22 protein-coding genes are annotated in these 21,982 nt (G+C 63.7%); 15 read left to right on the top strand and 7 right to left on the bottom strand.

The genetic code is table 11. The features are described 5' to 3' along the window. Positions 1-93 precede the first annotated feature (93 nt). From pqqB to BJA_RS34175, 9 genes are all read left to right on the top strand, one after another. Complete coding sequence (gene pqqB / locus BJA_RS34135) at positions 94-1,023, top strand: pyrroloquinoline quinone biosynthesis protein PqqB (RefSeq protein WP_011089475.1); 930 nt, start codon at positions 94-96, stop codon at positions 1,021-1,023. Next, positions 1,020-1,799 carry a pyrroloquinoline-quinone synthase PqqC gene (gene pqqC, locus BJA_RS34140; RefSeq protein WP_011089476.1) on the top strand — a complete coding sequence of 260 codons (780 nt, stop codon included), beginning with the start codon at positions 1,020-1,022 and terminating at the stop codon, positions 1,797-1,799. The genes pqqB and pqqC overlap by 4 nt, the downstream gene beginning before the upstream one ends. Positions 1,800-1,824: 25 nt before the next feature. Then, positions 1,825-2,136 (top strand): pyrroloquinoline quinone biosynthesis peptide chaperone PqqD, encoded by a 312-nt coding sequence (gene pqqD / locus BJA_RS34145; protein ID WP_011089477.1) that lies wholly within the window; start codon positions 1,825-1,827, stop codon positions 2,134-2,136. Beyond that, complete coding sequence (pqqE, locus tag BJA_RS34150; RefSeq protein WP_011089478.1) at positions 2,133-3,332, top strand: pyrroloquinoline quinone biosynthesis protein PqqE; 1,200 nt, start codon at positions 2,133-2,135, stop codon at positions 3,330-3,332. The genes pqqD and pqqE overlap by 4 nt, the downstream gene beginning before the upstream one ends. Further along, a complete protein-coding gene (pip, locus tag BJA_RS34155) occupies positions 3,322-4,308 on the top strand; it encodes a prolyl aminopeptidase (RefSeq protein ID WP_011089479.1) in 987 nt (328 codons plus the stop codon). Before pqqE ends, pip begins: the two co-directional genes overlap by 11 nt. A 13-nt stretch (positions 4,309-4,321) precedes the next feature. Further along, on the top strand, positions 4,322-4,999 hold the full coding sequence (locus BJA_RS34160; RefSeq protein ID WP_011089480.1) for a DUF4286 family protein: 678 nt from the start codon (positions 4,322-4,324) through the stop codon (positions 4,997-4,999). A 237-nt stretch (positions 5,000-5,236) separates the two neighbouring features. Further along, positions 5,237-7,036, top strand: coding sequence for an FAD-dependent oxidoreductase (locus BJA_RS34165; protein ID WP_011089481.1), 1,800 nt, complete (start codon positions 5,237-5,239; stop codon positions 7,034-7,036). Then, positions 7,006-8,853 carry a 2-oxoacid:acceptor oxidoreductase subunit alpha gene (locus BJA_RS34170; protein WP_028174555.1) on the top strand — a complete coding sequence of 616 codons (1,848 nt, stop codon included), beginning with the start codon at positions 7,006-7,008 and terminating at the stop codon, positions 8,851-8,853. The genes BJA_RS34165 and BJA_RS34170 overlap by 31 nt, the downstream gene beginning before the upstream one ends. After that, complete coding sequence (locus BJA_RS34175) at positions 8,850-9,905, top strand: 2-oxoacid:ferredoxin oxidoreductase subunit beta (protein WP_011089483.1); 1,056 nt, start codon at positions 8,850-8,852, stop codon at positions 9,903-9,905. The genes BJA_RS34170 and BJA_RS34175 overlap by 4 nt, the downstream gene beginning before the upstream one ends. On the opposite strand, the gene BJA_RS34180 is transcribed toward BJA_RS34175, so the two are convergent. The 3 genes from BJA_RS34180 to BJA_RS34190 all read right to left on the bottom strand — a co-directional run bounded on the left by BJA_RS34180 (position 9,906) and on the right by BJA_RS34190 (position 12,865). Continuing rightward, positions 9,906-10,352 (bottom strand): DUF4399 domain-containing protein, encoded by a 447-nt coding sequence (locus BJA_RS34180; RefSeq protein WP_028174554.1) that lies wholly within the window; start codon positions 10,350-10,352, stop codon positions 9,906-9,908. A gap of 17 nt (positions 10,353-10,369) precedes the next feature. Next, a complete protein-coding gene (locus BJA_RS34185) occupies positions 10,370-11,902 on the bottom strand; it encodes an SUMF1/EgtB/PvdO family nonheme iron enzyme (RefSeq protein ID WP_011089485.1) in 1,533 nt (510 codons plus the stop codon). 393 nt (positions 11,903-12,295) lie between these two features. Continuing rightward, the gene (locus tag BJA_RS34190; RefSeq protein ID WP_028174552.1) at positions 12,296-12,865 is read right to left on the bottom strand and encodes an STM3941 family protein; all 570 of its coding nucleotides are present in this window, start codon (positions 12,863-12,865) and stop codon (positions 12,296-12,298) included. A gap of 206 nt (positions 12,866-13,071) precedes the next feature. Here BJA_RS34190 and BJA_RS34195 point away from each other — a divergent pair, with 206 nt between their 5' ends. The 6 genes from BJA_RS34195 (at position 13,072) to BJA_RS34220 (ending at position 15,895) form a co-directional block, all read left to right on the top strand. Continuing rightward, the gene (locus BJA_RS34195; RefSeq protein WP_011089487.1) at positions 13,072-13,695 is read left to right on the top strand and encodes a hypothetical protein; all 624 of its coding nucleotides are present in this window, start codon (positions 13,072-13,074) and stop codon (positions 13,693-13,695) included. Between the two features lie 41 nt (positions 13,696-13,736). Continuing rightward, positions 13,737-14,186 (top strand): DsrE family protein, encoded by a 450-nt coding sequence (locus tag BJA_RS34200; RefSeq protein WP_028174550.1) that lies wholly within the window; start codon positions 13,737-13,739, stop codon positions 14,184-14,186. A 260-nt stretch (positions 14,187-14,446) separates the two neighbouring features. Next, positions 14,447-14,770, top strand: coding sequence for an ArsR/SmtB family transcription factor (locus BJA_RS34205; RefSeq protein WP_011089489.1), 324 nt, complete (start codon positions 14,447-14,449; stop codon positions 14,768-14,770). After that, on the top strand, positions 14,767-15,198 hold the full coding sequence (locus BJA_RS34210; protein ID WP_011089490.1) for an SRPBCC family protein: 432 nt from the start codon (positions 14,767-14,769) through the stop codon (positions 15,196-15,198). The genes BJA_RS34205 and BJA_RS34210 overlap by 4 nt, the downstream gene beginning before the upstream one ends. A gap of 44 nt (positions 15,199-15,242) precedes the next feature. Further along, the gene (locus BJA_RS34215) at positions 15,243-15,455 is read left to right on the top strand and encodes a hypothetical protein (protein ID WP_011089491.1); all 213 of its coding nucleotides are present in this window, start codon (positions 15,243-15,245) and stop codon (positions 15,453-15,455) included. Further along, positions 15,452-15,895 carry a DUF1801 domain-containing protein gene (locus tag BJA_RS34220; RefSeq protein WP_011089492.1) on the top strand — a complete coding sequence of 148 codons (444 nt, stop codon included), beginning with the start codon at positions 15,452-15,454 and terminating at the stop codon, positions 15,893-15,895. The genes BJA_RS34215 and BJA_RS34220 overlap by 4 nt, the downstream gene beginning before the upstream one ends. A gap of 137 nt (positions 15,896-16,032) precedes the next feature. Here BJA_RS34220 and BJA_RS34225 read toward each other — a convergent pair whose 3' ends face one another. The 4 genes from BJA_RS34225 to BJA_RS34240 all read right to left on the bottom strand — a co-directional run bounded on the left by BJA_RS34225 (position 16,033) and on the right by BJA_RS34240 (position 21,790). Further along, a complete protein-coding gene (locus BJA_RS34225) occupies positions 16,033-17,571 on the bottom strand; it encodes a SpoVR family protein (RefSeq protein WP_011089493.1) in 1,539 nt (512 codons plus the stop codon). Next, positions 17,568-18,845: a YeaH/YhbH family protein gene (locus BJA_RS34230; protein ID WP_028174548.1), complete on the bottom strand. Its 1,278-nt coding sequence runs from the start codon at positions 18,843-18,845 to the stop codon at positions 17,568-17,570. The genes BJA_RS34225 and BJA_RS34230 overlap by 4 nt, the downstream gene beginning before the upstream one ends. A gap of 19 nt (positions 18,846-18,864) precedes the next feature. Further along, positions 18,865-20,808 carry a PrkA family serine protein kinase gene (locus BJA_RS34235; protein ID WP_011089495.1) on the bottom strand — a complete coding sequence of 648 codons (1,944 nt, stop codon included), beginning with the start codon at positions 20,806-20,808 and terminating at the stop codon, positions 18,865-18,867. 298 nt (positions 20,809-21,106) lie between these two features. Further along, positions 21,107-21,790, bottom strand: a complete 684-nt coding sequence (locus tag BJA_RS34240; RefSeq protein ID WP_011089496.1) for an STM3941 family protein — start codon at positions 21,788-21,790, stop codon at positions 21,107-21,109. Between the last annotated feature and the right edge of the window lie 192 nt (positions 21,791-21,982).

Below are 21,982 nucleotides of genomic sequence, written 5' to 3' on the forward strand. Positions count from 1 at the left end.
CTACGATGTCTTCCGGTCACGATGCATTTCCGGAAGATAGATTTCGTGTCGGCCTGAGATCCACCTCGCGACGTTGCCTCCAGGAGACGGATCATGCTTCGCGTCGTCGTCCTGGGCGCCGGGGCCGGCGGCGGAGTGCCGCAATGGAATTGTGGCTGCGAAGGTTGCCGCACGGCCCGTGCCATCGGCGATGAGCTCTTGCGAACCCAGGCCTCGGTCGCCTTCAGCGGCGACGGTGAGCATTGGTTCCTGATCAACGCCTCCCCCGATCTGCGCCAGCAATTGAATGCCACGCCGCAACTGCACCCCAAGCCGGGCGCGCTGCGTCATACGCCGGTCGCGGGCGTGATCCTGACCAATGGCGAGGTCGATGCCGTGGCAGGCCTGCTGTCGATGCGCGAGGGCTCGCCCTTCACGGTCTATGCGCATGAGAAGGTGCTGGCGATCCTCAGCGCCAACAGCATCTTCAACGTGCTGAACGAGAAGAACGTGCGGCGCCAGCCGATCGCCATCAGCGAGCCGTTCGAGCCGCGGCTGGTTGACGGTGCGCGGTCTGGAATCGAGGTGTTGCCGTTCGCGGTCCCCGGCAAATCGGCCTGGTACCTGGAAGGCAAGGCGCATCCGGGCGGCGAGACCGGCGACGGCGATACGCTGGGGCTCAAGATCACCGACAAGACGACCGGCAAGTGCTTCTACTTCATCGCCGCCTGCGCCGAAGTGACCGACGCGCTCAAGGCCGAGATCGACGGCGCCGCGCTGGTGTTCTTCGACGGCACGGTCTGGCAGGACGACGAGATGATCAAAGCCGGGCTCGGCCACAAGACCGGCAAGAGCATGGGGCATGTCGCCATGTCCGGCGAGGACGGCGCGATCGCGCGGCTCGCCGACCTCGATATCGACAGGAAGCTGTTTCTGCATATCAATAACTCGAACCCGGCGCTGCTGCCCGCTTCACCCGAGCGGAAAGCGGCCGAGCAGGCGGGCTGGCAGATACCCGCGGATGGAACGGAGATCGTGCTGTGAATGCCGCATCACTGACTGGAATAACCGCGCTCTCGATCGGCAAGGACATCAAGCTCAACTCGGCCGAGGAGCTGGAAGCGGCGCTGCGCCATATCGGCGCGACCCGCTATCACAGCCTGCATCCGTTCCATAAGCTGCTGCACGGCGGCAAGCTGAACAAGGGCCAGGTGCAGGCCTGGGCGCTGAACCGCTACTATTACCAGAGCACGATCCCGATCAAGGACGCGGTGGTGATCTCGCGCTTCCGCGACCGCGCCACGCGCCTGGAATGGCGCCACCGCATCGAGGACCATGACGGCGATGTCGGCTCCGAAGGCGGCATCGAGCGCTGGCTGAAGCTGACCGAAGGCCTCGGCCTCGACACCGCCTATGTGGAATCCACCGAAGGCATTCTCCCCGCTACGCGCTTCGCGGTCGAGGCCTATGTCCACTACTGCCGCGAGAAGAGCCCGCTGGAGGCGATCGCCTCCTCGCTCACGGAACTGTTCGCGCCAAGCATCCACGAAGAGCGCATCGCCGGCATGTTGCAGCATTATGATTTCGTCAATCCTGATATCATGAGCTACTTCAAGCGCCGCCTCACGCAGGCGCCGCGCGATGCCAATTTCGCGCTCGAATATGTCAGGACGCACGCGAGGACGCCGGAGGAGCGAGCCTCCGTGTGCAATGCGCTGATCTTCAAGACCAACGTGCTGTGGGTGCAGCTCGACGCGCTCCAGCACGCCTATGTCGAGGGCCACATTCCGCCGGGCGCGTTCGTGCCCAAAGAAAACTAAAAAGGCGAGCTGAAGAGGAACTGTCATGGCCGGGCCGCGTCATATCAGCGTCAGCGAGGCGAGCCGCCCCGTGCTGCCGCGGCATGCCAAGCTGAAATACGACGAGACGCGCGAAGTGTGGGTGATCCTGGCGCCGGAACGCGTGCTGGCCCCGGACGAGATCGCGGTCGAGGTCCTGCAGCTCTGCAACGGCGAGCGCAGCGTCGGCGACGTTTCCGACCAGCTGGCGGCGAAATACGCCGCGCCGCGCGAGGCGATCCTCACCGACGTCATCGCCATGCTCCAGGATCTCGCCGACAAGGGCTTCCTCACCGAGGCCCGGGAGAAAACGTCATGAGCGATGTGCTCGGCAATCCCAAAATCCCGCCCGAGACAAGCGACAGTCTCGCGGTGCTGGAGAAGCAACGCTCGACGGCGGAGACGTTCGGCATTCCGCTCGCCGTGCTGCTCGAGATCACGCATCGCTGTCCGCTGCAATGTCCCTATTGCTCCAACCCGGTCGAGCTCGATCGCTCGGGCAAGGAACTGACGACCGACGAGTGGAAGAAGGTGTTGAGCGAGCTCGCCGAGATCGGCGTGCTCCAGGTGCATTTCTCAGGCGGCGAGCCGACGGCGCGGAAGGATCTCGTCGAGCTGGTCAAGCATGCCAGCGACGTCGGCCTCTACACCAACCTCATCACCTCGGCCGTGCTGCTGACGCGCGAGCGGCTGAGCGAACTGGCGGATGCCGGGCTCTGCCATGTGCAGATCAGCTTCCAGGGCGTCGAGGAGGGCCTTGCCGATCGCGTCGCCGGCTACCGGAACGCGCACCGCAAGAAGCTCGAAGTCGCGAAGTGGACGCGCGAGCTCGACCTGCCGCTCACCGTGAATGCGGTGATGCACCGGCAGAACCTGCACCAGCTCCCCGACATCATCCAGATGTCGATCGATCTCGACGCCGACCGGCTGGAGGTCGCCAACGTGCAGTATTACGGCTGGGCGCTGAAGAACCGCGCCGCCTTGATGCCGACGGTGGCGCAGCTCGACGAATGCACCCGCCTCGTCGAGGAAGCGCGGGAACGGCTGAAGGGCCGGCTTTCGATCGACTACGTCGTGCCGGACTATTACGCGCTGCGGCCGAAGAAGTGCATGGGCGGCTGGGGCCGGCAGTTCTTCAACATCTCGCCGGCCGGCAAGGTGCTGCCCTGCCATGCCGCCGAGAGCATCACCGGGCTCGACTTCGAATCCGTGCGCTCCAACCACTCGATCGCCTGGATCTGGCAGAACTCCGAGGCCTTCAACCGCTATCGCGGCACCGGCTGGATGAAGGAGCCGTGCAAATCCTGCGAATTCCGCGAGATCGATTTCGGCGGCTGCCGCTGCCAGGCCTTCGCGCTGACGGGCGATGCCGCCAACACCGATCCGGCCTGTGCGCTGTCGCCGCTGCACGAGACCATCTTCAAGCAGGCCGAGCGCGAGGCCGAGGGCGAGACCAACCGCTTCCTCTACCGCAACTTCGCCGGCGGTACCCTGGAACCCGAGAATGACGCCTGACGCCGACGCGGCCAGCTCACTCAGGCGTGCCGATCCCTTTGCGCCGCTGACCTCCGACATGCTCGACGTCGGCGACGGCTTTGAGCTCTATGTCGAGAGCGTCGGCCGCGCCGGCGGAATCCCTGCGATCTACCTGCATGGCGGGCCCGGCAGCGGCTGCCAGCCCGATCATCGCCGGCTTTTTGATCCTGAGCGCCTCCATGCCGTGCTGTTCGACCAGCGCGGCTGCGGCCGCAGCCGGCCGAAGGGCTCGCGCGAGCACAACACCACGGCGCATCTGATCGCGGACATGGAGAAGATCCGCGAGAAATTCGGCTTCGAACGCTGGATCGTGGTCGGCGGCTCCTGGGGCGCGACGCTGGCGCTGGCGTATGCGCAGGCGCATCCCGAGCGCGTCTCCGGCATCGCGCTGCGCGCGACCTTCCTGGGCACGCGGGCGGAAGTCGTCACCGGCTTCACCGTGCGCCTGCCGCATTTCTATCCCGGGCTGCACGAGGATTTTCTCAGCGTGCTGCCGCCCGAGGAGCGGGACCGGCCGGTGGACGCCTATTGGCGCCGCATCCTCGATGCCGATCCGGCCGTGCATGGACCGGCGGCGCGGGCCTGGCACGATACCGAGCGCATCTTGTCCGAGCACAAGCCCGCACGGACGCGGCTCGACCTCGCCTCGCTGAACGTCTGGCGCACATTACCGGCGACGCCGTTCATGGAAGCGCACTACTTCGTCAACGACAGCTTCATGACCGCAAACCAGCTGCTGCAGAATGCAGGGAGGCTCGCCGGCATTCCCGGCACCCTCATCCAGGGCCGCTACGACCTGCTGTGCCCGCCCGAGACAGCGCATGCGCTCGCGAAAGTCTGGCCGGGTTCCGAGCTTCGCATCGTGGAAGAAGCCGGGCATTCGCTCTATGATACCGGCGTGAGGGACGCGGTCATGAAGTCGATCGCGGACCTTGCCTCGAAGTCCGCGCGATGAGAGGACAAGAAAAATGCCGCTCGCCGGGAAAGGCATGCTGCTGACGTCGATGAATATCGACGCGGCCGATGAGGCCGATTTCAACCGCTGGTACGATCGCGAGCATCTGGAAGAGCGTGTCGCGATCGAGGGATTCCTGGAAGCACGGCGCTATGTCGCCCACGCCGCCAATCCCAGATATCTCTGCCTCTATTCGACCGCGACGCTCGACGTGCTCGACAGCCCCGCCTACCGGGCGCGGCTCGCGAGCCCGACCGACTGGTCGCGGCAGACCATGGCGCGTTTCAAGGACATGCTGCGCGTCGTCGCGCGCGTCACCATCAGCAACGGCAGCGGACGCGGAGCTGCGCTCGGCGTGGTGCGGCTGCGGCCGACGCCCGGCAACGCCGCGCCATGGCGTGACGCGCTGCAAGAAAGGCTGGCGCCGGAAAAGCGCGACGGCATCATCTCGATGCATCTGCTCGAGAGCGAGCCGGAACTGTCGGGCGCAGCGCCCGGGATTCCGGCAGTGCGCAACGAAGGTGCACGCGACTGGTTCGTGCTGATCGACGGCACGCATGTCGGCGCGGTCTCGGCTGTCATTGCCGAACGCTTCACCGGCCCCGCCGCATCGCCCTTCCCGCTTCCCGTCTCCGTCGGCACCTACGCGCTGATGTGGGACCTCGCGAAGAGCGACATCGCGCACCGCTGACGCGCCTCCATGCACCGCAACATATTGCACCGCCGCATTGCTGCGCGCAGCCGTTAATGCTGTGCACGCGCAGCTCCCATGAAAGCGGGTGATCCCCCAAATTTGCCGTTGTACTTCGGAAGAGTTCTAATAAGCTAACCCAATGACGTCATTCAGAAACCAGATCGACGCGCGTTAAGCGTTCGCCAAGCTCAGAAGAGGCCGCCGGGTCTTTGGGCCTGCGCGGACAGGGTAGGAATGAAACCGACCGATATCGCGGCCCCCGACTACTTTCACAAAGTGGTCGACTGTCAGTGGGCCTGTCCTGCACACACCCCGGTTCCCGAATACATCCGACTGATCGCCCAAGGCCGCTACAGCGACGCCTACATGATCAATTGGAAATCGAACGTGTTTCCCGGCATTCTGGGACGCACCTGCGATCGTCCATGCGAGCCGGCGTGCCGCCGCGGACGCGTCGAGGAAACACCGGTCGCGATCTGCCGCCTCAAGCGCGTCGCAGCCGACTTCAAGGACGACATCACGCAGCGCCTGCCGCGCCCTTCGCCGAAGAACGGCAAGCGCGTCGCGCTGGTCGGCGGCGGTCCGGCCTCGCTGACGGTGGCGCGCGATCTGGCGCCGCTCGGCTATCACTGCACCGTGTTCGATGCCGATCCGGAAGCCGGCGGCATGATGCGCTCGCAGATCCCGAAGTTCCGGTTGCCCAATTCCGTGATCGACGAGGAGACCGGCTATATCCTCAATCTCGGCGTCGAGTTCAAAGGCGGTCACCGCATCGAGAGCATGAAGGCGCTGCTCACGGAGAAGTACGACGCGATCTTCGTCGGCTCCGGCGCGCCGCGCGGCCGCGAGCTCGACATTCCCGGCCGCAAGGAGGCCGCCGCCAACATCCATATCGGCATCGACTGGCTGTCCTCCGTTTCGTTCGGTCACACCGACAAGATCGGCAAGCGCGTGATCGTGCTCGGCGGCGGCAACACCGCGATGGATTGCTGCCGCACCGCGCGCCGCCTCGGCGGCGAGAAAGTCACGGTGATCGTGCGCTCCGGCTTTGAGGAGATGAAGGCCTCGCCGTGGGAGAAGGAGGACGCGATCCACGAGGATATTCCGATCCTCAACTACATGGTGCCGGTGGCATTCAAGCATGTCGCCGGCAAGCTCATCGGCGTCACCTTCCAGCACGTCAAAGCCGAATACGACGCCAAAGGCCGCCGCAACCTGGTGCCTTCGGGCGACCCCGAGCAGACCATTCCCTGCGACGACGTGCTGGTCGCGGTCGGCCAGGAGAACGCCTTCCCCTGGATCGAGCGCGACTGCGGCATCGCGTTCGACAAGTGGAATATGCCGCAGGTCGACCCCAAGACCTTCGTCTCGACCAACCCAAAGGTGTTCTTCGGCGGCGATGCCGCTTTCGGCCCGAAGAACATCATCTGGGCGGTGGCGCAGGGCCATGACGCCGCGCTGTCGATCCACAGACTGCTGTCGGGCGAGGACATCACCGAGCGGCCGCTGCCGGAGGTGCACGTCTCCTCGCAGAAGATGGGCATCCACGAATGGAGCTATGACAACGACATCTCCGTCGACAAGCGCTTCAAGGTGCCGCACCGCGACAAGGTGATCGCGCTGAAGGACATCCGCACCGAGGTCGAGCTCGGCTACGATGTCAAGCTCGCGCTCGGCGAAGCCCATCGCTGCCTGAACTGCGACGTGCAGACGGTGTTCTCGACCTCGCTCTGCATCGAGTGCGACGCCTGCGTCGACATCTGCCCGATGGACTGCATCACCTTCACCGAGAATGGCGAGGAACCCGATCTGCGCCAGCGACTGAAGGCGCCGTCGCTGCACCCCGACCAGGATCTTTACGTGTCCTCCGATCTCAAGACCGGACGCGTGATGGTGAAGGACGAGGATGTCTGCCTGCATTGCGGGCTGTGTGCCGAGCGTTGTCCCACCGGAGCCTGGGACATGCAGAAATATTTGATCGAAATGACTCACGCAGGTTCAGCATGTCCGACAAAAAGCCGATCAGCAGCGTAAACGACTTCGTCGTCCGCTTCGCCAACGTCAACGGCTCGGGCTCGGCCAGCGCCAACGAGATGTTCGCGCGCGCGATCCTGCGCCATGGCGTGCCGGTCTCTCCGCGCAACATCTTCCCCTCCAACATCCAGGGCCTGCCGACCTGGTACGAGGTGCGGGTGACGGAGGACGGCCATCTCGGCGCCCGCGGCGGCGTCGACATGATGGTGGCGATGAACCCGCAGACCTGGGACAAGGACGTCGCCGGTATCGAGCCCGGCGGCTATCTGTTCTACGATTCCACCAAGCCGATGCCGTCGACGAAATTCCGCGACGACATCACCGTGATCGGCGTGCCGCTCACCGCGATCACCAACTCGACCTACACCGATCCGCGCCAGCGCCAGCTATTCAAGAACATCATCTATCTCGGCGCGCTCTCGGCGCTGCTCGACATGGACGCGAAGCTGATCGAGCAGCTGATCGGCGAGCAGTACAAGGGCAAGGAGAAGCTGCTCTCCTCCAACGTCCACGCGCTGCATCTCGGCCGCGACTGGGCCTTGCAGAACCTGAAATGCCCGATCGGGCTGCGGGTGAAGAAGTCCGACAAGGTGGGCGACCGCATCTTCATCGAGGGCAACAGCGCCGCCGCGCTCGGCGCCGTCTATGGCGGCGCCACGGTGTGCGCGTGGTATCCGATCACACCGTCCTCGTCGGTGGCGGAAGCCTTCACCGCCCATTGCAAGAAGTACCGGCACGATCCCGAGACCGGGAAGGCGAAATACGCCATCGTGCAGGGCGAGGACGAGCTTGCCTCGATCGGCATCGTGATCGGCGCCTCCTGGAACGGCGCCCGCGCCTTCACCGCGACCTCCGGCCCCGGCATCTCGCTGATGACCGAGTTCATCGGCCTTTCATATTTTGCCGAGATCCCGGCCGTGATCATGAACATCCAGCGCGCCGGGCCTTCGACGGGCATGCCGACCCGCACCCAGCAATGCGACATCATCGCCTGCGCCTATGCTTCGCACGGCGACACCAAGCATGTGCTGCTGTTCCCGGAAGATCCGGCGGAGGCGTTCGAGTTCGCGGCCGCAGCCTTCGATCTCGCCGAGCGGCTGCAAACCACGATCTTCCTGATGCTCGACCTCGACATCGGCATGAACCACCGCCTCTGCCGTCCGCTGAAGTGGGACGATGCGCGGCAGTATGACCGCGGCAAGATCATGACCGCGGAGATGCTGGAGGAAGGCCGCGACTTCGGCCGCTATCTCGACGTCGACGGCGACGGCATCCCCTACCGCACCTATCCCGGCACGCATCCGACCAAGGGCTCCTATTTTACCCGCGGTACGTCCCGGGATCGCTATGCGCGCTACTCCGAGGAAGGCCCGGTCTACGCCGACAACATGCAGCGCCTGGTGCGCAAGTTCGAGACCGCGCAGGACCTCGTGCCGCGGCCGCTGCAGGCCAATGCGGAACGGCCGACCAAATATGGCGTGATCTATTTCGGGTCCACCTCCCCCGCGATGGACGAGGCGATCGGATTGCTCGAGGCACGCGGGCATCAGCTTGATCGCCTGCGCATCCGTGCCTTCCCGTTCCACTCGAGCGTGGCGAGCTTCCTCGCCGAGCACGATTTCGTCTACGTGGTCGAGCAGAACCGCGACAGCCAGCTCCGCCAGCTCATCGTCAACGAGAACGGCATCGATCCCGTCCGCCTCGTGCCGATCGTGCATTACGACGGCTCACCAATCACCGCCCGTTTCATCGCAAAAGCCATTGGCGATCACCAGGATCAACTCAAGGTGACCCCGCTCCGCAAGGCCGTATCATGACCTATATTGCCAAGCCGAAATTCCATCATCCGGGCCTCAAGAAGAACGAGCTCGGCTACACCCATCGCGACTACGAGGGCAAGATCTCGACGCTGTGCGCCGGCTGCGGCCACGATTCGATCACGGCCTCGATCATCGAGGCCTGCTATGAGCTGTCGATCGAGCCGCACCGGGTGGCGAAGATCTCCGGCATCGGCTGCTCGTCGAAGACGCCGGACTATTTCCTCGGCAATTCGCACGGCTTCAACTCTGTGCACGGCCGCATGCCCAGCGTGCTGACCGGCGCCAACCTCGCCAATCGCGACCTGATCTATCTCGGCGTGTCCGGCGACGGCGATTCCGCCTCGATCGGCTTCGGCCAGTTCGCGCATTCGATCCGGCGCGCCGTCAACATGACCTATATCGTCGAGAACAACGGCGTCTACGGCCTCACCAAGGGCCAGTTCTCGGCGACCGCCGACCGCGGCTCGAAGTCCAAGAAGGGCGTGACCAACACCGACAACGCCATCGACCTCGTGGCGATCGCGCTGCAACTGGGCGCAACCTTCGTGGCGCGCTCGTTCTCCGGCGACAAGACCCAGCTCGTGCCGCTGATCGCGGCCGCGATCCGCCACAAGGGCGCGTCCTTCATCGACGTCATCAGCCCCTGCATCGCCTTCAACAACCATGCCGGCTCGACCAAGAGCTTTGACTATGTCCGCGAGCACAACGACGCGGTGAACCGGCTCGACGTGCTGGTCGGTCGCGATCCGATCGCCGTGGACTATGCGCCGGGCACGGTGCAATTGGTCGAGCAGCATGACGGCAGCAAGATCGCGCTGCGCAAGATCGACGCGGACTACGATCCGCATGACCGGCTCGGCGCCCAGACCTTCCTCGCGAAGCACGCCGCCAAGGGCCAGATCGTGACCGGCCTGCTCTATGTCGATCCCGACGCGGAAGACCTGCACGCGCATCTCAACACGGTCGAGACGCCGCTCAATACGCTGGAAGCGGACACGCTGTGCCCGGGCTCGGCGGCCCTGGACAAGTTCAACGCCAGCCTGCGGTGATCATCTGCCGCGCTGAGGCAGCGGCCTGACGCGCACGGTGATCTTGTCCGACACGACAGGCGGCTCGAACGGATAGTGCTTCGCGTCGCCCAGCACCAGTTGAAGGGTATGGGTCCCGGGCGGAAGCTCGAGAAATGTTTCGGTCTGCCCTGCCCCGAAATGCAGATGCGACTTGTCCTGCGGGATCGGCTCCTTCGGATCGATGGGGTCGCTGACGTCGACCAGCAAATGATGATGGCCGGCGTTCTGGTAGTCGTCGCCGGCATGCGTCACGCCCATGTTGCGCAAGCCGAACCGGACCAGGAAACCGGCGCGCACCCTTTGCCCGTCATACGGGGTGATGAAATAAACCTTTGCGTCCTTTGGAGCAGCCTTACCCTGCGAGAAGGCCACGCCCGGGAGCAATGTGAGCACCGCCGACAGCGCAACGCAGCGAAGGATTTGCATCGGATCTACTCCTGCACTCAAGGACCGAGCGCGACGCGGAATCCATGCGTCGGGTAACGAACATTGGTATCGTAGCCGTCGCGGTTGGACGGCCGCACGTATCTCGAATCGTTCTTCCAGGAGCCCGAGCGCAGGACGTGCGAACTGCAGTCCCCACCGCTCCATGCCGAACCGTCATTGGGCGCGCCTTGATAAGTCCTGTGCCAGCAATCGGCGACCCACTGATCGACGCCGCCGCCCATATCGTAGAGTCCAAATGGATTGGGTTTGAAGCTGCCGACCTTCGACGGCTGCTCGGCGGCTGCGTCACCGCAATCCTTGCACCCGGCCATGCCCGGCTGGAGCTTGTCGCCCCACCAATATTTGCTCTGCGTTCCGCCGCGCGCCGCATATTCCCATTCCGCTTCGCTCGGAAGCCGGTACGGCTTCTTCGTCGCCTGCGCCAGCCAGGCCGCATATTGCTGGGCATCGGTCCAGCTTACATTCGTGACGGGGGCGTCGTCCTTCCCGATCGCCGTAAAGCCACACGCCTTTGCGGCGGCGCATTCATTCCACTCCCGCACCGTTACAGGGTATTTGCCGATCGAGAATGGCTTGATCGCGACCTGGTGAACAGGGCGTTCGGTCGGATCGTCGTTGCTTCCCATCGTGAAGCTACCGCCGCGAATGGCGGTCATGTCCGGCTCGCTGGCGGGCGTCGGCGATTGGCTGGGCGTCGGCGTCGGTGCCGGCGGCGCAGGTGAAGCCAACGAGGGCGACGGTTGCGGCGTCGGCACGGCCGATTCGCGCGCCGGAGGCTGCTGGACAGGAGATGCGACCGGAGAGGCAGTCGGCGTGGCGGCCTGCTCGCTTCCCTTGCCGGGCGGCTGCGCCAGAAGATACCAGAGCACGCCGGCTGCGCTGACCAGCAACGTCAAGCTGAGGAGAAAGATCAAGGTATTCTCGCGCCGGCCTCGCGTCCCGCCGACGGCATCTGCGTCGGGCAGGACGCGATAGATGCGTACGGGGTCGGTGATGTTCTTCACCTTGCGGTCGCCAAGGGCCTCGTAGCCGCACACCACCTTGTGCTTGATCTGCTCGTAGATCGCGCCCGAGATGTAGACCTGACCGGGCTCGGCAATGCCCTCGATACGCGTGGCGATGTTGACGCCATCGCCGTAAACGTCGTCCGGCTCGATGATGACATCGCCGAGATTGACGCCAATTCGGTACTCGATCCGGGAGTGCTTCGGAAGCGAGGCATTGCGGCCGATGAGATTCTGCTGGATGACGATGCTGCAGCGAACGGCCTCAACAGGGCTATCGAAGATAGCGATGAAGCCGTCGCCCGTCGTCTTCACCAGGCTTCCATGGTGCTCGACGATACTGGGCTCGATGAGGTCCCGCTCAATCCGCTTGACGCGGACATGCGTGCCTTCCTCGTCGGCCTGCATCAAGCGGCTGTAGGAAGCGATGTCACCGACAATGATTGCTGCGAGACGACGAGGCATGGCGCCGTGCGAAGGCGGCTCGTTCTGATTCCCGGATCTGAAGTTGCGAATTTCGCCCATTGCGCGGGGACTCCACAAACTTACAAAGGCCGCCCCACCCTACGATTTCGAGAAGCAATCGTCTGTGAAGGCTATCACATTGACAAACTGGGACAATGTCGAAGGACTCGCGACATCGAGTTCCAGGGAGCGAGGACCTTGAACCCTTCTGGCCCAACCAGCGACTAAAGCACCGCTCGGAACATCCATCTCATGTCGGTCCAATGATGACGATGTCTGGGAGGAGCGAACGTGAACGCGCCGCGCTTACCCTGCGACTAACGGCCCGCCTGGGCTTCCGCTATCGCCATCGCAGCGGCGATTTCGACTCCAGCGGGTCGTGCGGCAGCCACGCGGTGCTTCTCACTCAGGGCGACGAAGTCCGCCACTGGTTCAGCCAAGACACATCGGGCTTTAATGGACAGGCTCGGGCTCAGCTGCGGCGCGACCCGAATATGCCAACCGGCCGGCCGTCCAGTATTGCTTGCAGGTCTCGAACAGCGTTTCGCCGTCCATGGTCAGGCCGCCCGTGACGAGCACGCCGTCCGCGCCAATGGGCTTGTTCAGCAGCGACAAGACGCGCTTCAGAAAGCCGCCTTCGAACCGCCCGGCAAGAAGAGGATCGACCTGAAGAACGACGATCTTCTGGCTGCGATACCGAAAGATCGATATGTCCCTCACCGATCTCCACGAGATGGTGTCATCGGCGATCCTGGTGTCGCGAATGCCGATACGGGTGATGAAGAGGACCGGCTCCCTGGCGGAGATCAATGTCGAGAGCGTCTTGCAGGTGGTCAGGCCGAAAAACACGATGCCGAAATAGCTGAGCGCGATCTGGATCGTGGCGATGTCCTTGCCATAGTGCCAGCTGAATGCGAGCGCGCCGCACAGCAGCGTCGCCAGCAGGCTGGCTCCCAGCAACTTGAACAGCCGCGCAAGGGAATAGCCGATCGCAAGGTTGGGCAAGTTCTGACTTATGGACATTTTGACCGCCACCAGTCATCTGCAACAACCAGGGGCTTACCAACCCCCTCCTTCCAAATTGTTACAGCGGGAACCTTGCGCGAGGCTGCCCGCGAGGCGTGCGGCCAGGAACGCTTGAACGCAACGCTTTCCGCCCGCGACTAACGGCCAATCGGCCCTGACCGTCCCGCCGCGGGCCGTCAACGGCTCACGCGTTCGGTGCGACCATGAAGCTTGCCCTCCTCCTGCCGCTTGTCCTTGCCGCATTCACCGGCCTCGCCCACGCCGACGAGGCCGATAAAGTCCGGGAAACCACAAAAGCCGAAGCCGACGCCTTCACGGCCCGAATCTATGCGGGGGCGCCGGGTGACAAGGCCTATGCCTGCTTCGTCCGCCGCTACGATGCCGAGCACCTGGCGCGGCATCCCAAGCAGAAGGTCGCGTCGATGAAGCTGCTGATCTCCGCGGAAACCGACAAGGAGGACAAGCAACTCCACAATTCCTTCCGCCTGGGCTTCCGCTATCGCCATCGCAGCGGCGATTTCGACTCCAGCGGGTCATGCGGCAGCCACGCGGTGCTTCTCAAGGAGGGCGACGAAGTCCGCATGGGCTGCGGGGTCGACTGCGAAGGCGGCGGCATCGAAGTGGCGCTGTCCAAGGACAACAGGTCCGCCATCATTCGGCTCGAACAGGTCAGGGTCTGGCAGAACAACAAGCCGGATGACGAGGCCGAGCAATCGCTGGTCGCCGGCGCCGACGACAAGATTTTCCGCCTCGACCGCACCGACAACGGCGAGTGCGCCTCGCTGGTGACCGACCGCAAGGAACTCGCCGCGCTCCGCCACAAGTGATATGTGTCCGGCAAATTCGGGCGCAGCCGAGGGAGATCGCCATGAACCGCCGGAACATCCTGTGGAGCGCCGTTTCAGCGCTAGGTGCGGCGCTCGGCGCCTCCCGCGCACAGGCCGCGACCGAGGCTCCGCCGTCGAACAGGCTCAAGGTCGTCTATCACCTCAGCGACGCCGAGAAGGTCAATTTCGTGCTCGGCAACATCCAGAACCACATCGACGGCGTCGGCGGCCCCGAGCACGTCACGATCGCGCTGGTGATCCACGGGCCGGCGCTGAAGGCGTTTCACTCGGCGCAGGCCAACCCCGATGTCAGCAAGCGCGTCGGCGAGTTCTCCAAGGACGGCGTCGAGCTCGCGGCCTGCGGCAACACGATGAAGGCGCAGAACGTCACGCTGACGGATCTGCTGCCGGGCTTCGTCAGCGCGGAGAAAGGCGGCGTGGTCCGCCTGGCCGAGCTCCAGTCGCAGGGATATCTCTATCTGCGGCCTTAGAGCACTGCTGTTGCCACGAAAAAGGTGCGCTCCCTCCCCCGCTCGCGGGGGGAGAGCTGGGGAGAGGGTGTCTCCGCGATCGAGACCCCCCAAGAGGAGAGAACACTCACCCGGCGCTTTGCGCCGACCTCTCCCGCAAGCGGGAGAGGTGCAGCGGAGCCTGCGGCCGGTACCGAAATCCAATAGCCCCAAACACGCTTGACTTACCCATAACCCTGCGGTTATGAATTGATCCATAACTGAATGGTTATGGAATTTGCATGTCCACCGCTCCCGACCTCCTGTTCAGGACGCTCGCCGATCCGACCCGGCGGGCGATCTTCGAGCGGTTGTGCCGCGAGGGCGAGCAGACGGTCGGGGCACTGACGGCACGGTCGGGCGTTTCCCAGCCGGCGGTCTCGAAACATCTCGGCGCGCTGAAGCAGGCCGGCCTCGTGCGCGACCGCCATGAAGGACGCCAGACCCATTACAGCGCCCAGCCCGGTGCGCTCAATCCGCTGCTCGACTGGACCAGCCAGATGGCCGGGTTCTGGCAGAACCGGCTCGACGCACTCGACGATCTCCTGAAGAGGATGGACCAATGACCGAAACCTCGAGCGAGACCCGCGCCGTCGTCATCGAGCGCGAATTTGCCTTTCCGGCCGAGCGGATCTGGCGCGCGCTGACACAGCCGCACCTGATCGAGGAATGGCTGATGAAGAACGACTTCAAGCCGTCAGTCGGCCATCGCTTCAATCTTCGCGGCGAATGGGGCGGCGTGCTGGACTGCGAGGTGCTCACCATCGAGCCGCAGAAGACGCTCGCCTACACCTGGAATTTCGCGCATGAGGATGCGGCGTTCGACTTGCGAAGCGTCGTCACCTTCACGCTGACACCGACGAATGCGGGCACGCATCTGCGCGTCGAGCAGGCGGGCTTCAGCCCGACGCAGAAGCAGGCCTATGGCGGCGCGCATGCCGGCTGGAAGCAGTTTCTCACCAAGCTGGACGAGCTGCTGGCGCGACCGGATTGAGCCGGCGGCGTACATCCATTCCGACCATTGCAAAGGAGGTCTCGTTGAACATTCGACAAATCCATCGCTGGCTGTCCATCGCCTTCACGCTCGCCGTCATCGCGAACATCGTCGCGATGACCATGCAGATCCAGGCCGTGTGGATCGGTTTCCTGGCGCTCGTCCCGCTGATCCCGCTGCTCGCGACCGGGCTGTATCTGTTCGCGCTGCCCTATCTTGACCGGCGCAGCGGCATGCAGCGCGAGGCGAGGTCATGAAGAAGGCCGCCGCGATGAAGACAAGCAGCCCGAAGGACGCGGACGGAGCGTCGGCGTCCAAGTTGATCGACGGCAGGATCAAGGAGCTCGGCGACTGGCGCGGCGAGATGCTCGGGCGGATTCGCGCCCTGATCAAGGACGCCGACCCTGACGTGGTCGAGGAATGGAAGTGGCGCGGCGTTCCCGTGTGGGAGCACGACGGCATCATCTGCACCGGCGAAACCTACAAGGCCGTCGTGAAGCTGACCTTTGCAAAGGGTGCGGCGCTCGATGACCCGGCCGGCCTGTTCAATTCCAGCCTCGACGGCAATGTGCGGCGCGCGATCGATATTCGCGAAGGCGAGAAAATCAACGAGAAAGCGCTGAAGGCGCTGATCCGCGCAGCCGTGGCCCTGAACGCGTCCAAGGTGAAGAAGAAGCCAGCGAAGACGAAAGCGTGATGAGCTGAGGTCAAATCGAGTCTGGCCAGGGCAAGGCAACGCTCTCTCCGTTCCCTCCCCCCTTGTGGGGGAGGGAACGCACCTTCGTCGGCGCACTAGTAGGGACTCATCGTCAAGCGCCAGAAGTTGCCGGCGCCTCAGGCCACCGCCGCCGGGATCGGGCGCGGGCTCACGACATATTCACGCAGGACCTTGTCGTTGGCATCGACCTCGATCAGCGCGACGTCGTAGGTCCAGAGGTCCGCCAGATGCTGGAGCACGCGCTTGGCGTCGGTCTCGTTGAGCTGTGCGCCCTTGATGACGTGGTGATGCAGGATCAGCCGGCGGTCGCCGGAGAGATCGACGTCGACCACCTCGATATTGGCGTCGATGTAGCCGACATCGTGCTGCCGCGCCAGCTCGCGCCGGACGCGGCGGAAGCCGCGCTCGTCGTGAATGGCATCGACGCGGATGCCGGCACGCTCCTCGGGGTCGTCGTGCAGATGGAACATGCGCAGCTGCCGCATCAGCTTCGGGCTCAGGAACTGGCCGATGAAGCTCTCGTCGCGGTAGTTGGCCCAGACGTCGCGCAGCACGCCCATCACGTCGTTCTTGCCGGCGATGTCAGGGAACCACTCGCGGTCCTCGTCCGACGGGCTGGTGACGATGCGCTCGATGTCCTGCATCATGGCGAAGCCGAGCGCGTAGGGATTGAAGCCGGAGAAGCGCGGATCGTCGAATTCGGGCTGGAACACCACGTTGGTGTGCGATCCCAGGAATTCGAGGAAGTTGCCGTCGGTGATGCGGCCCTGCTGGTGCAGCTTGGTCATGATGCGATAGTGGACGTAGGTCGCCGTCCCCTCGTTCATCACCTTGGTCTGGCTCTGCGGATAGAAATATTGCGCGATGTGGCGGACGATGCGCAGCAATTCGCGCTGCCAGGGCGCCAGCCGCGGCGCGCTCTTTTCCAGGAAGTAGAGCAGGTTTTCCTGCGGCAGGCCGAGCAGCTTGCGGCGCCGCTCGACGCTGAGCGCGGAACGGCTCTTGCTCTTCCCCGCCGGCACGGTGCGCCAGAGGTCGTTGAAGACCTCCTCCTCGTGCTGGCGGCGACGCCCTGCCCGCTTCTCCTCGGCGCGCAGGTCGAGCTTCTTCTTGCCCGGGTAGCGGTCGATGCCGTGCGACATCAGCGCGTGCGCGGCATCGAGCGTACGCTCGACCTCGGCGCGGCCGTAGCGCTCCTCGCACTGCATGACGTAGTTCTTGGCGAAATCGAGATAGTCCAGAATGCCGTCGGCGTCGGTCCACTGCTTGAACAGATAGTTGTTCTTGAAGAAGTGATTGTGGCCGAAGGCGGCGTGCGCGATCACCAGCGTCTGCATCGTCGCCGTATTCTCCTCCATCAGATAGGAGATGCAGGGCGAGGAGTTGATCACGATCTCATAGGCGAGGCCCATCAGGCCCTTGCGGTAGGAGGCCTCGTGGTACGCGAAGTGCTTGCCGAAGGACCAGTGCTTGTAGAACAGGGGCATGCCGACCGACGAGTAGGCATCCAGCATCTGCTCGGCGGTGATGACCTCGATCTGGTTCGGATAGACGTCGAGCCCGAGATCGTTCTTCGCCACCTCCTCACAGGCATCGGTGATGCGCTGCAAGGTGTGGAAGTCCCAATCCGCGCCTTCGAACAATCTTTCCGTCATGGAGCGGCTTTCTCCTGAGAGGTTTCGCGGCGCTGGAACAGGTCGTGGAACACCGGGAAGATCTCGCTGCGCTCGCTGACCTTGCGCATCGAGAGCGGTGCGCCGCTGTTGCGCAGGCGCTCATAGAGGGTCCAGAGCGAGGAGTCGGAGAGATCGAAGGCGCTGCCGCCGGACTCGCCGACCTCGAGATAGGCAAAGAACTGGCAGACCGGCAGGATCTTGTCGGTCAGCAGAAGCCCAGTGAGCTCGCCGTCGGAATAGGAGTTGTCGCCGTCGGAGGCCTGCGCTGCGTAGATATTCCAGTCCGATGGATTGAAGCGCTCGCGCACGATGTCGTGCATCGCCTGGAGCGCGCTGGAGACCAGCGTGCCGCCGGAGGCCGGGCCGTAGAAGAAGGTCTGCTCGTCCACCTCCTCGGCGCGGTCGGTGTGGCGGATGAAGACGATCTCGACGTGCTTGTAGCGGCGCTTCAGGAACACGTAGAGCAGCATGTAGAAGCGTTTGGCGAGATCCTTCATGTGCTCGGACATCGAGCCGGAGACGTCCATCAGGCAGAACATCACGGCCTGCGCGACCGGCTTCGGCACCGTCTCGAAGCGGCGGTAGCGGATGTCGAGCGGATCGATGAACGGAATCCGCTTCGTCTTCGCCATCAGCTTTTCCAGCTCGGCGAGAAGCACCACACGCTCGTCCTCGTCGGTGCATGCCGCGATTGCGGCTTCGAGCTCTTCGATCTCGTCCTTGCGGGGACGCTTGAGCGCGATGCGGCGGGCGAGCGCGAGCTTCACCGTCCGGCTCACCGAGATGTTGGCGGGCGAGCCCGACGTGGTGTAGCCGGCGCGCTGGATGCCCTCGCTCTCGGTCTGCGCGATCTTGCGCTTGGCAAGATCCGGCAGCTCGAGGTCGTCGAGGAAGAGATCGACGAATTCGTCGCGGCTCAGCACGAAGCGGAAGGCGTCCTCGCTGTCGCCTTCGCCGGGACCGGAATCCTTGGCGCTGCCCTGGCCGGAACGCTGCAGATAGTCGCCCTCGACGAACTTCTTGTTTCCGGGCAACACCATGTCGCGCGTTCCGCCTTCGCGGCGGAAACGCGGCTCATGCATCCCGTCGAGCGGGATCGTGACCTCACCACCCTCCAGGACGTCCTTGATGTCGCGTTCCTGCGAGGTCTTCTTGACGGCGCCCTGCACCAGGGATTTGGCCCGACGCAAGAACCGCTGGCGGTTCTCAAGACTCTTGCCGCCTGGATTCAGGCGCCTGTCAATAATGTGAATGGGCACTTTTCCATCCGCCTCAACCGGCCTGCTTCACACGCATATACCATTCGACGAGCCGGCGAACCTGACGCTCGGTGTAGCCGCGCTCCACCATGCGTGCGACGAACTCGCCGTGCTTCTTCTCCGTCTCGCCGTCCTTCTTCGACCCGAAGGAGATGACCGGAAGCAGGTCCTCGACCTGGGAGAATATCCGCTTTTCGATCACGTCGCGAATCTTCTCGTAGGAGGTCCAGGTCGGATTCTTGCCGCCGTTCTGGGCCCGCGACCGTAACGAGAATTTGACCACCTCGTTGCGGAAATCCTTGGGGTTGGCGATGCCCGCCGGCTTCTCGATTTTGGTCAGTTCCTGGTTCAACAATTCGCGATCCAGGAGCTGTCCCGTATCGGGATCCTTGAAGTCCTGGTCCTCGATCCAGGCATCGGCATAGTCGACGTAGCGATCGAACAGGTTCTGGCCGTAATCCGAGTAGGATTCGAGATAGGCTTTCTGGATCTCGTTTCCGATGAACTCGGCATAGCGCGGCGCGAGGTCCGCCTTGATGAATTCGAGGTACCGTTTCTCGACTTCCTCGGGCAGCTGCTCGCGCTTGATCGACTGCTCCAGCGCGTACATCAGATGCACGGCGTCGGCGGCGACCTCCTGCGGATCGTGGTTGAAGGTTGCAGCCAGGATCTTGAAGGCAAAGCGCGTGGAGACGCCGTCCATGCCCTCGTCGACGCCGGCGGCATCGCGATATTCCTGGACGCTGCGCGCCTTCGGATCGGATTCCTTCAGGCTCTCACCGTCGTAGACCCGCATCTTGCCAAACACGGTGGAATTCTCGTGCTTGCGCAGGCGCGACATCACCGAGAAACGCGCCATCGTCTCCAGCGTCGACGGCGCACACGGCGCCGACGCCAGCTCGGAGCCCTGGATCAGCTTCTCGTAGATCTTCTGCTCTTCCGTGACCCGCAGGACATAGGGCACCTTGATCACGCAGATGCGGTCGATGAAGGCTTCGTTGTTCTTGTTGGCCTTGAAGCTCGCCCACTCCGCCTCGTTGGAGTGCGCGAGGATGATGCCGGTGAACGGGATCGCACCGATGTTCTCGGTGCCGATGTAGTTGCCTTCCTGCGTCGCCGTGAGCAGCGGGTGCAGCATCTTGATCGGCGCCTTGAACATCTCGACAAATTCGAGGATACCCTGATTGGCGCGGTTGAGACCGCCGGAATAGCTGTAGGCGTCGGGGTCGTTCTGCGCGTAGGTCTCGAGCTTGCGGATGTCGACCTTGCCGACCAGCGAGGAGATGTCCTGGTTGTTCTCGTCACCGGGCTCGGTCTTGGCAATCGCGATCTGGCGCAGCCGCGACGGCTGGATTTTTGCAACCCGGAACTGGGAAATGTCGCCGCCGAAGGCCTCAAGCCGCTTGTAGCACCACGGGCTCATCAATCCGGTGAGGCGCCGGCGCGGAATGCCGTATTTCTCCTCCAGCATCGGCCCGAGCTGATCGGGATCGAACAGGCTGAGCGGGCTCTCGAACACGGGCGAGAGTTCGTCGCCGGCCTTGAGCACGTAGATCGGATGCACTTCCATCAGCGACTTCAGCCGCTCGGCGAGCGAGGATTTGCCGCCGCCGACGGGGCCGAGCAGATAGAGGATCTGCTTGCGCTCCTCCAGGCCCTGCGCCGCGTGCCGGAAGAAACCAACGATGCGCTCGATGGTTTCTTCCATGCCGTAGAAGCCGGCGAAGGCCGGATAGGTACGGATGGTGCGGTTCAAAAAAATACGGCCAAGGCGTGGGTCCTTGGCCGTGTCAATCGTCTGGGGTTCACCGATCGCTGCTAGCAGTCGTTCGGCCGCGTTCGCGTATTTCATGGGATCGCTTCGACACGATTCCAGATATTCCGCCATCGACATGTCGTGCTGGCTTCTCGCCTCGAACGACCGAGCGAAAGCGTTGAATAGAGAATCGTTGTACATGATCCCTCTCCGCGTGAGTTCCGCTACAAGCTGAAACGAAAGCAGTTACCGGACCGTTCCTCAGGCCGTTTCGAATCAGCGTGAGCACATGACGATCATTGGACACCCGGGGGCCGACTCGACGCAACGCACAACGTAGGCAACCAGGTGAGTTACGAACAGGCACCTGCCTGTTATTTATGCGAATCTATGTATATCTTCGCTCATTTCCAGCAAATGTCACTCGGCCGCAACATCCGGGCGTTACCGGGGATCAGCCTATCCGGCGGTGCAGCATAGCCGTCAGCCGGCGGCAGCTTTATGACGCTTGTGCGGCCAAGCCTTGTGAGACCGAACCCGAGCCTTCCGCGCCTTGATCGCAGTCCCGCCGCAATGCGGTGCGTGAATCGCTGGCGGCATGACAGTCGCGGCAGGCGCGCAGCAATGTGTCAAAATCGGTCGCCAGTCCGTCGGGGCGTATGATGATGCGATCGTCCTGCACGCCGCGCGACGTCGACCGGATGTTGGCGCGGATACAGGAGAGCTGCCGCTGCAAGCCCGGCGTCGGCGTCAGCACGATCGTCTTGCGGCCGCGCCGCTCCTCGGTCGAAACCTCCGCAATCGACTCCCACAGCAGAAATTCATTGCCGATGCGGAGATCGCGGATGCCATAGGGGGTGACGATCACCACCGGCCCGCGTTCGGCGGGGAGCATCCAGATCAGCCGGCTGGTGACCAGGCCGAACACCGCGACGCCGGCATAGCCGACCGTCGTGTCGTAGTCGCCGAGGCCGTCCCACCAGTCGACGGCAAGGCCGGCGCTGAGCAGGGTCATCGCAAAGCCCGCCGCGACCAGCAGCCGCAGATACGTCGTGCATGGGTTGATTTCGAGATCGTGGGCCGCGTCGATACCTACGGCCGGCACGACTGATTGCGATCCGTCGGTGACGGCGAGCGGTGGGCCGTCAGGATGTGCGTGCATGCCTTCCCCCAGCATGGCCATTCGCGACCGGGCGATGAAGCATCAGGCGGATCGGAATCCGCCGATGCACTCTGTGCAGCGGCCGGCAGACGTTACGCAACGAGACCTCGACCGAACCTCCCCGGCCAGCGACTTTTTACGCAACACGGCCGCACCCGCCTGGATCGCCATGATCGCGACGGAGTTACACTGGAGGGTATGACGCCTATTCCC

The organism is Bradyrhizobium diazoefficiens USDA 110 (assembly GCF_000011365.1).
Lineage (GTDB): Bacteria > Pseudomonadota > Alphaproteobacteria > Rhizobiales > Xanthobacteraceae > Bradyrhizobium > Bradyrhizobium diazoefficiens.

What these genes read in the sequence shown, in the direction of transcription:
- BJA_RS34170 (WP_028174555.1), top strand. Translation starts at nt 7,006, where the DNA reads ATGTCCGACAAAAAGCCGATCAGCAGCGTAAACGACTTCGTCGTCCGC.
- BJA_RS34200 (WP_028174550.1), top strand. Translation starts at nt 13,737, where the DNA reads ATGAACCGCCGGAACATCCTGTGGAGCGCCGTTTCAGCGCTAGGTGCG.
- BJA_RS34205 (WP_011089489.1), top strand. Translation starts at nt 14,447, where the DNA reads ATGTCCACCGCTCCCGACCTCCTGTTCAGGACGCTCGCCGATCCGACC.
- BJA_RS34220 (WP_011089492.1), top strand. Translation starts at nt 15,452, where the DNA reads ATGAAGAAGGCCGCCGCGATGAAGACAAGCAGCCCGAAGGACGCGGAC.
- pqqB (WP_011089475.1), top strand. Translation starts at nt 94, where the DNA reads ATGCTTCGCGTCGTCGTCCTGGGCGCCGGGGCCGGCGGCGGAGTGCCG.
- BJA_RS34185 (WP_011089485.1), bottom strand. Translation starts at nt 11,902, where the DNA reads ATGGGCGAAATTCGCAACTTCAGATCCGGGAATCAGAACGAGCCGCCT.
- BJA_RS34225 (WP_011089493.1), bottom strand. Translation starts at nt 17,571, where the DNA reads ATGACGGAAAGATTGTTCGAAGGCGCGGATTGGGACTTCCACACCTTG.
- pip (WP_011089479.1), top strand. Translation starts at nt 3,322, where the DNA reads ATGACGCCTGACGCCGACGCGGCCAGCTCACTCAGGCGTGCCGATCCC.
- BJA_RS34160 (WP_011089480.1), top strand. Translation starts at nt 4,322, where the DNA reads ATGCCGCTCGCCGGGAAAGGCATGCTGCTGACGTCGATGAATATCGAC.
- BJA_RS34235 (WP_011089495.1), bottom strand. Translation starts at nt 20,808, where the DNA reads ATGTACAACGATTCTCTATTCAACGCTTTCGCTCGGTCGTTCGAGGCG.
- BJA_RS34175 (WP_011089483.1), top strand. Translation starts at nt 8,850, where the DNA reads ATGACCTATATTGCCAAGCCGAAATTCCATCATCCGGGCCTCAAGAAG.
- pqqD (WP_011089477.1), top strand. Translation starts at nt 1,825, where the DNA reads ATGGCCGGGCCGCGTCATATCAGCGTCAGCGAGGCGAGCCGCCCCGTG.
- pqqE (WP_011089478.1), top strand. Translation starts at nt 2,133, where the DNA reads ATGAGCGATGTGCTCGGCAATCCCAAAATCCCGCCCGAGACAAGCGAC.
- BJA_RS34240 (WP_011089496.1), bottom strand. Translation starts at nt 21,790, where the DNA reads ATGGCCATGCTGGGGGAAGGCATGCACGCACATCCTGACGGCCCACCG.
- BJA_RS34180 (WP_028174554.1), bottom strand. Translation starts at nt 10,352, where the DNA reads ATGCAAATCCTTCGCTGCGTTGCGCTGTCGGCGGTGCTCACATTGCTC.
- BJA_RS34195 (WP_011089487.1), top strand. Translation starts at nt 13,072, where the DNA reads ATGAAGCTTGCCCTCCTCCTGCCGCTTGTCCTTGCCGCATTCACCGGC.
- BJA_RS34190 (WP_028174552.1), bottom strand. Translation starts at nt 12,865, where the DNA reads ATGTCCATAAGTCAGAACTTGCCCAACCTTGCGATCGGCTATTCCCTT.
- BJA_RS34210 (WP_011089490.1), top strand. Translation starts at nt 14,767, where the DNA reads ATGACCGAAACCTCGAGCGAGACCCGCGCCGTCGTCATCGAGCGCGAA.
- BJA_RS34165 (WP_011089481.1), top strand. Translation starts at nt 5,237, where the DNA reads ATGAAACCGACCGATATCGCGGCCCCCGACTACTTTCACAAAGTGGTC.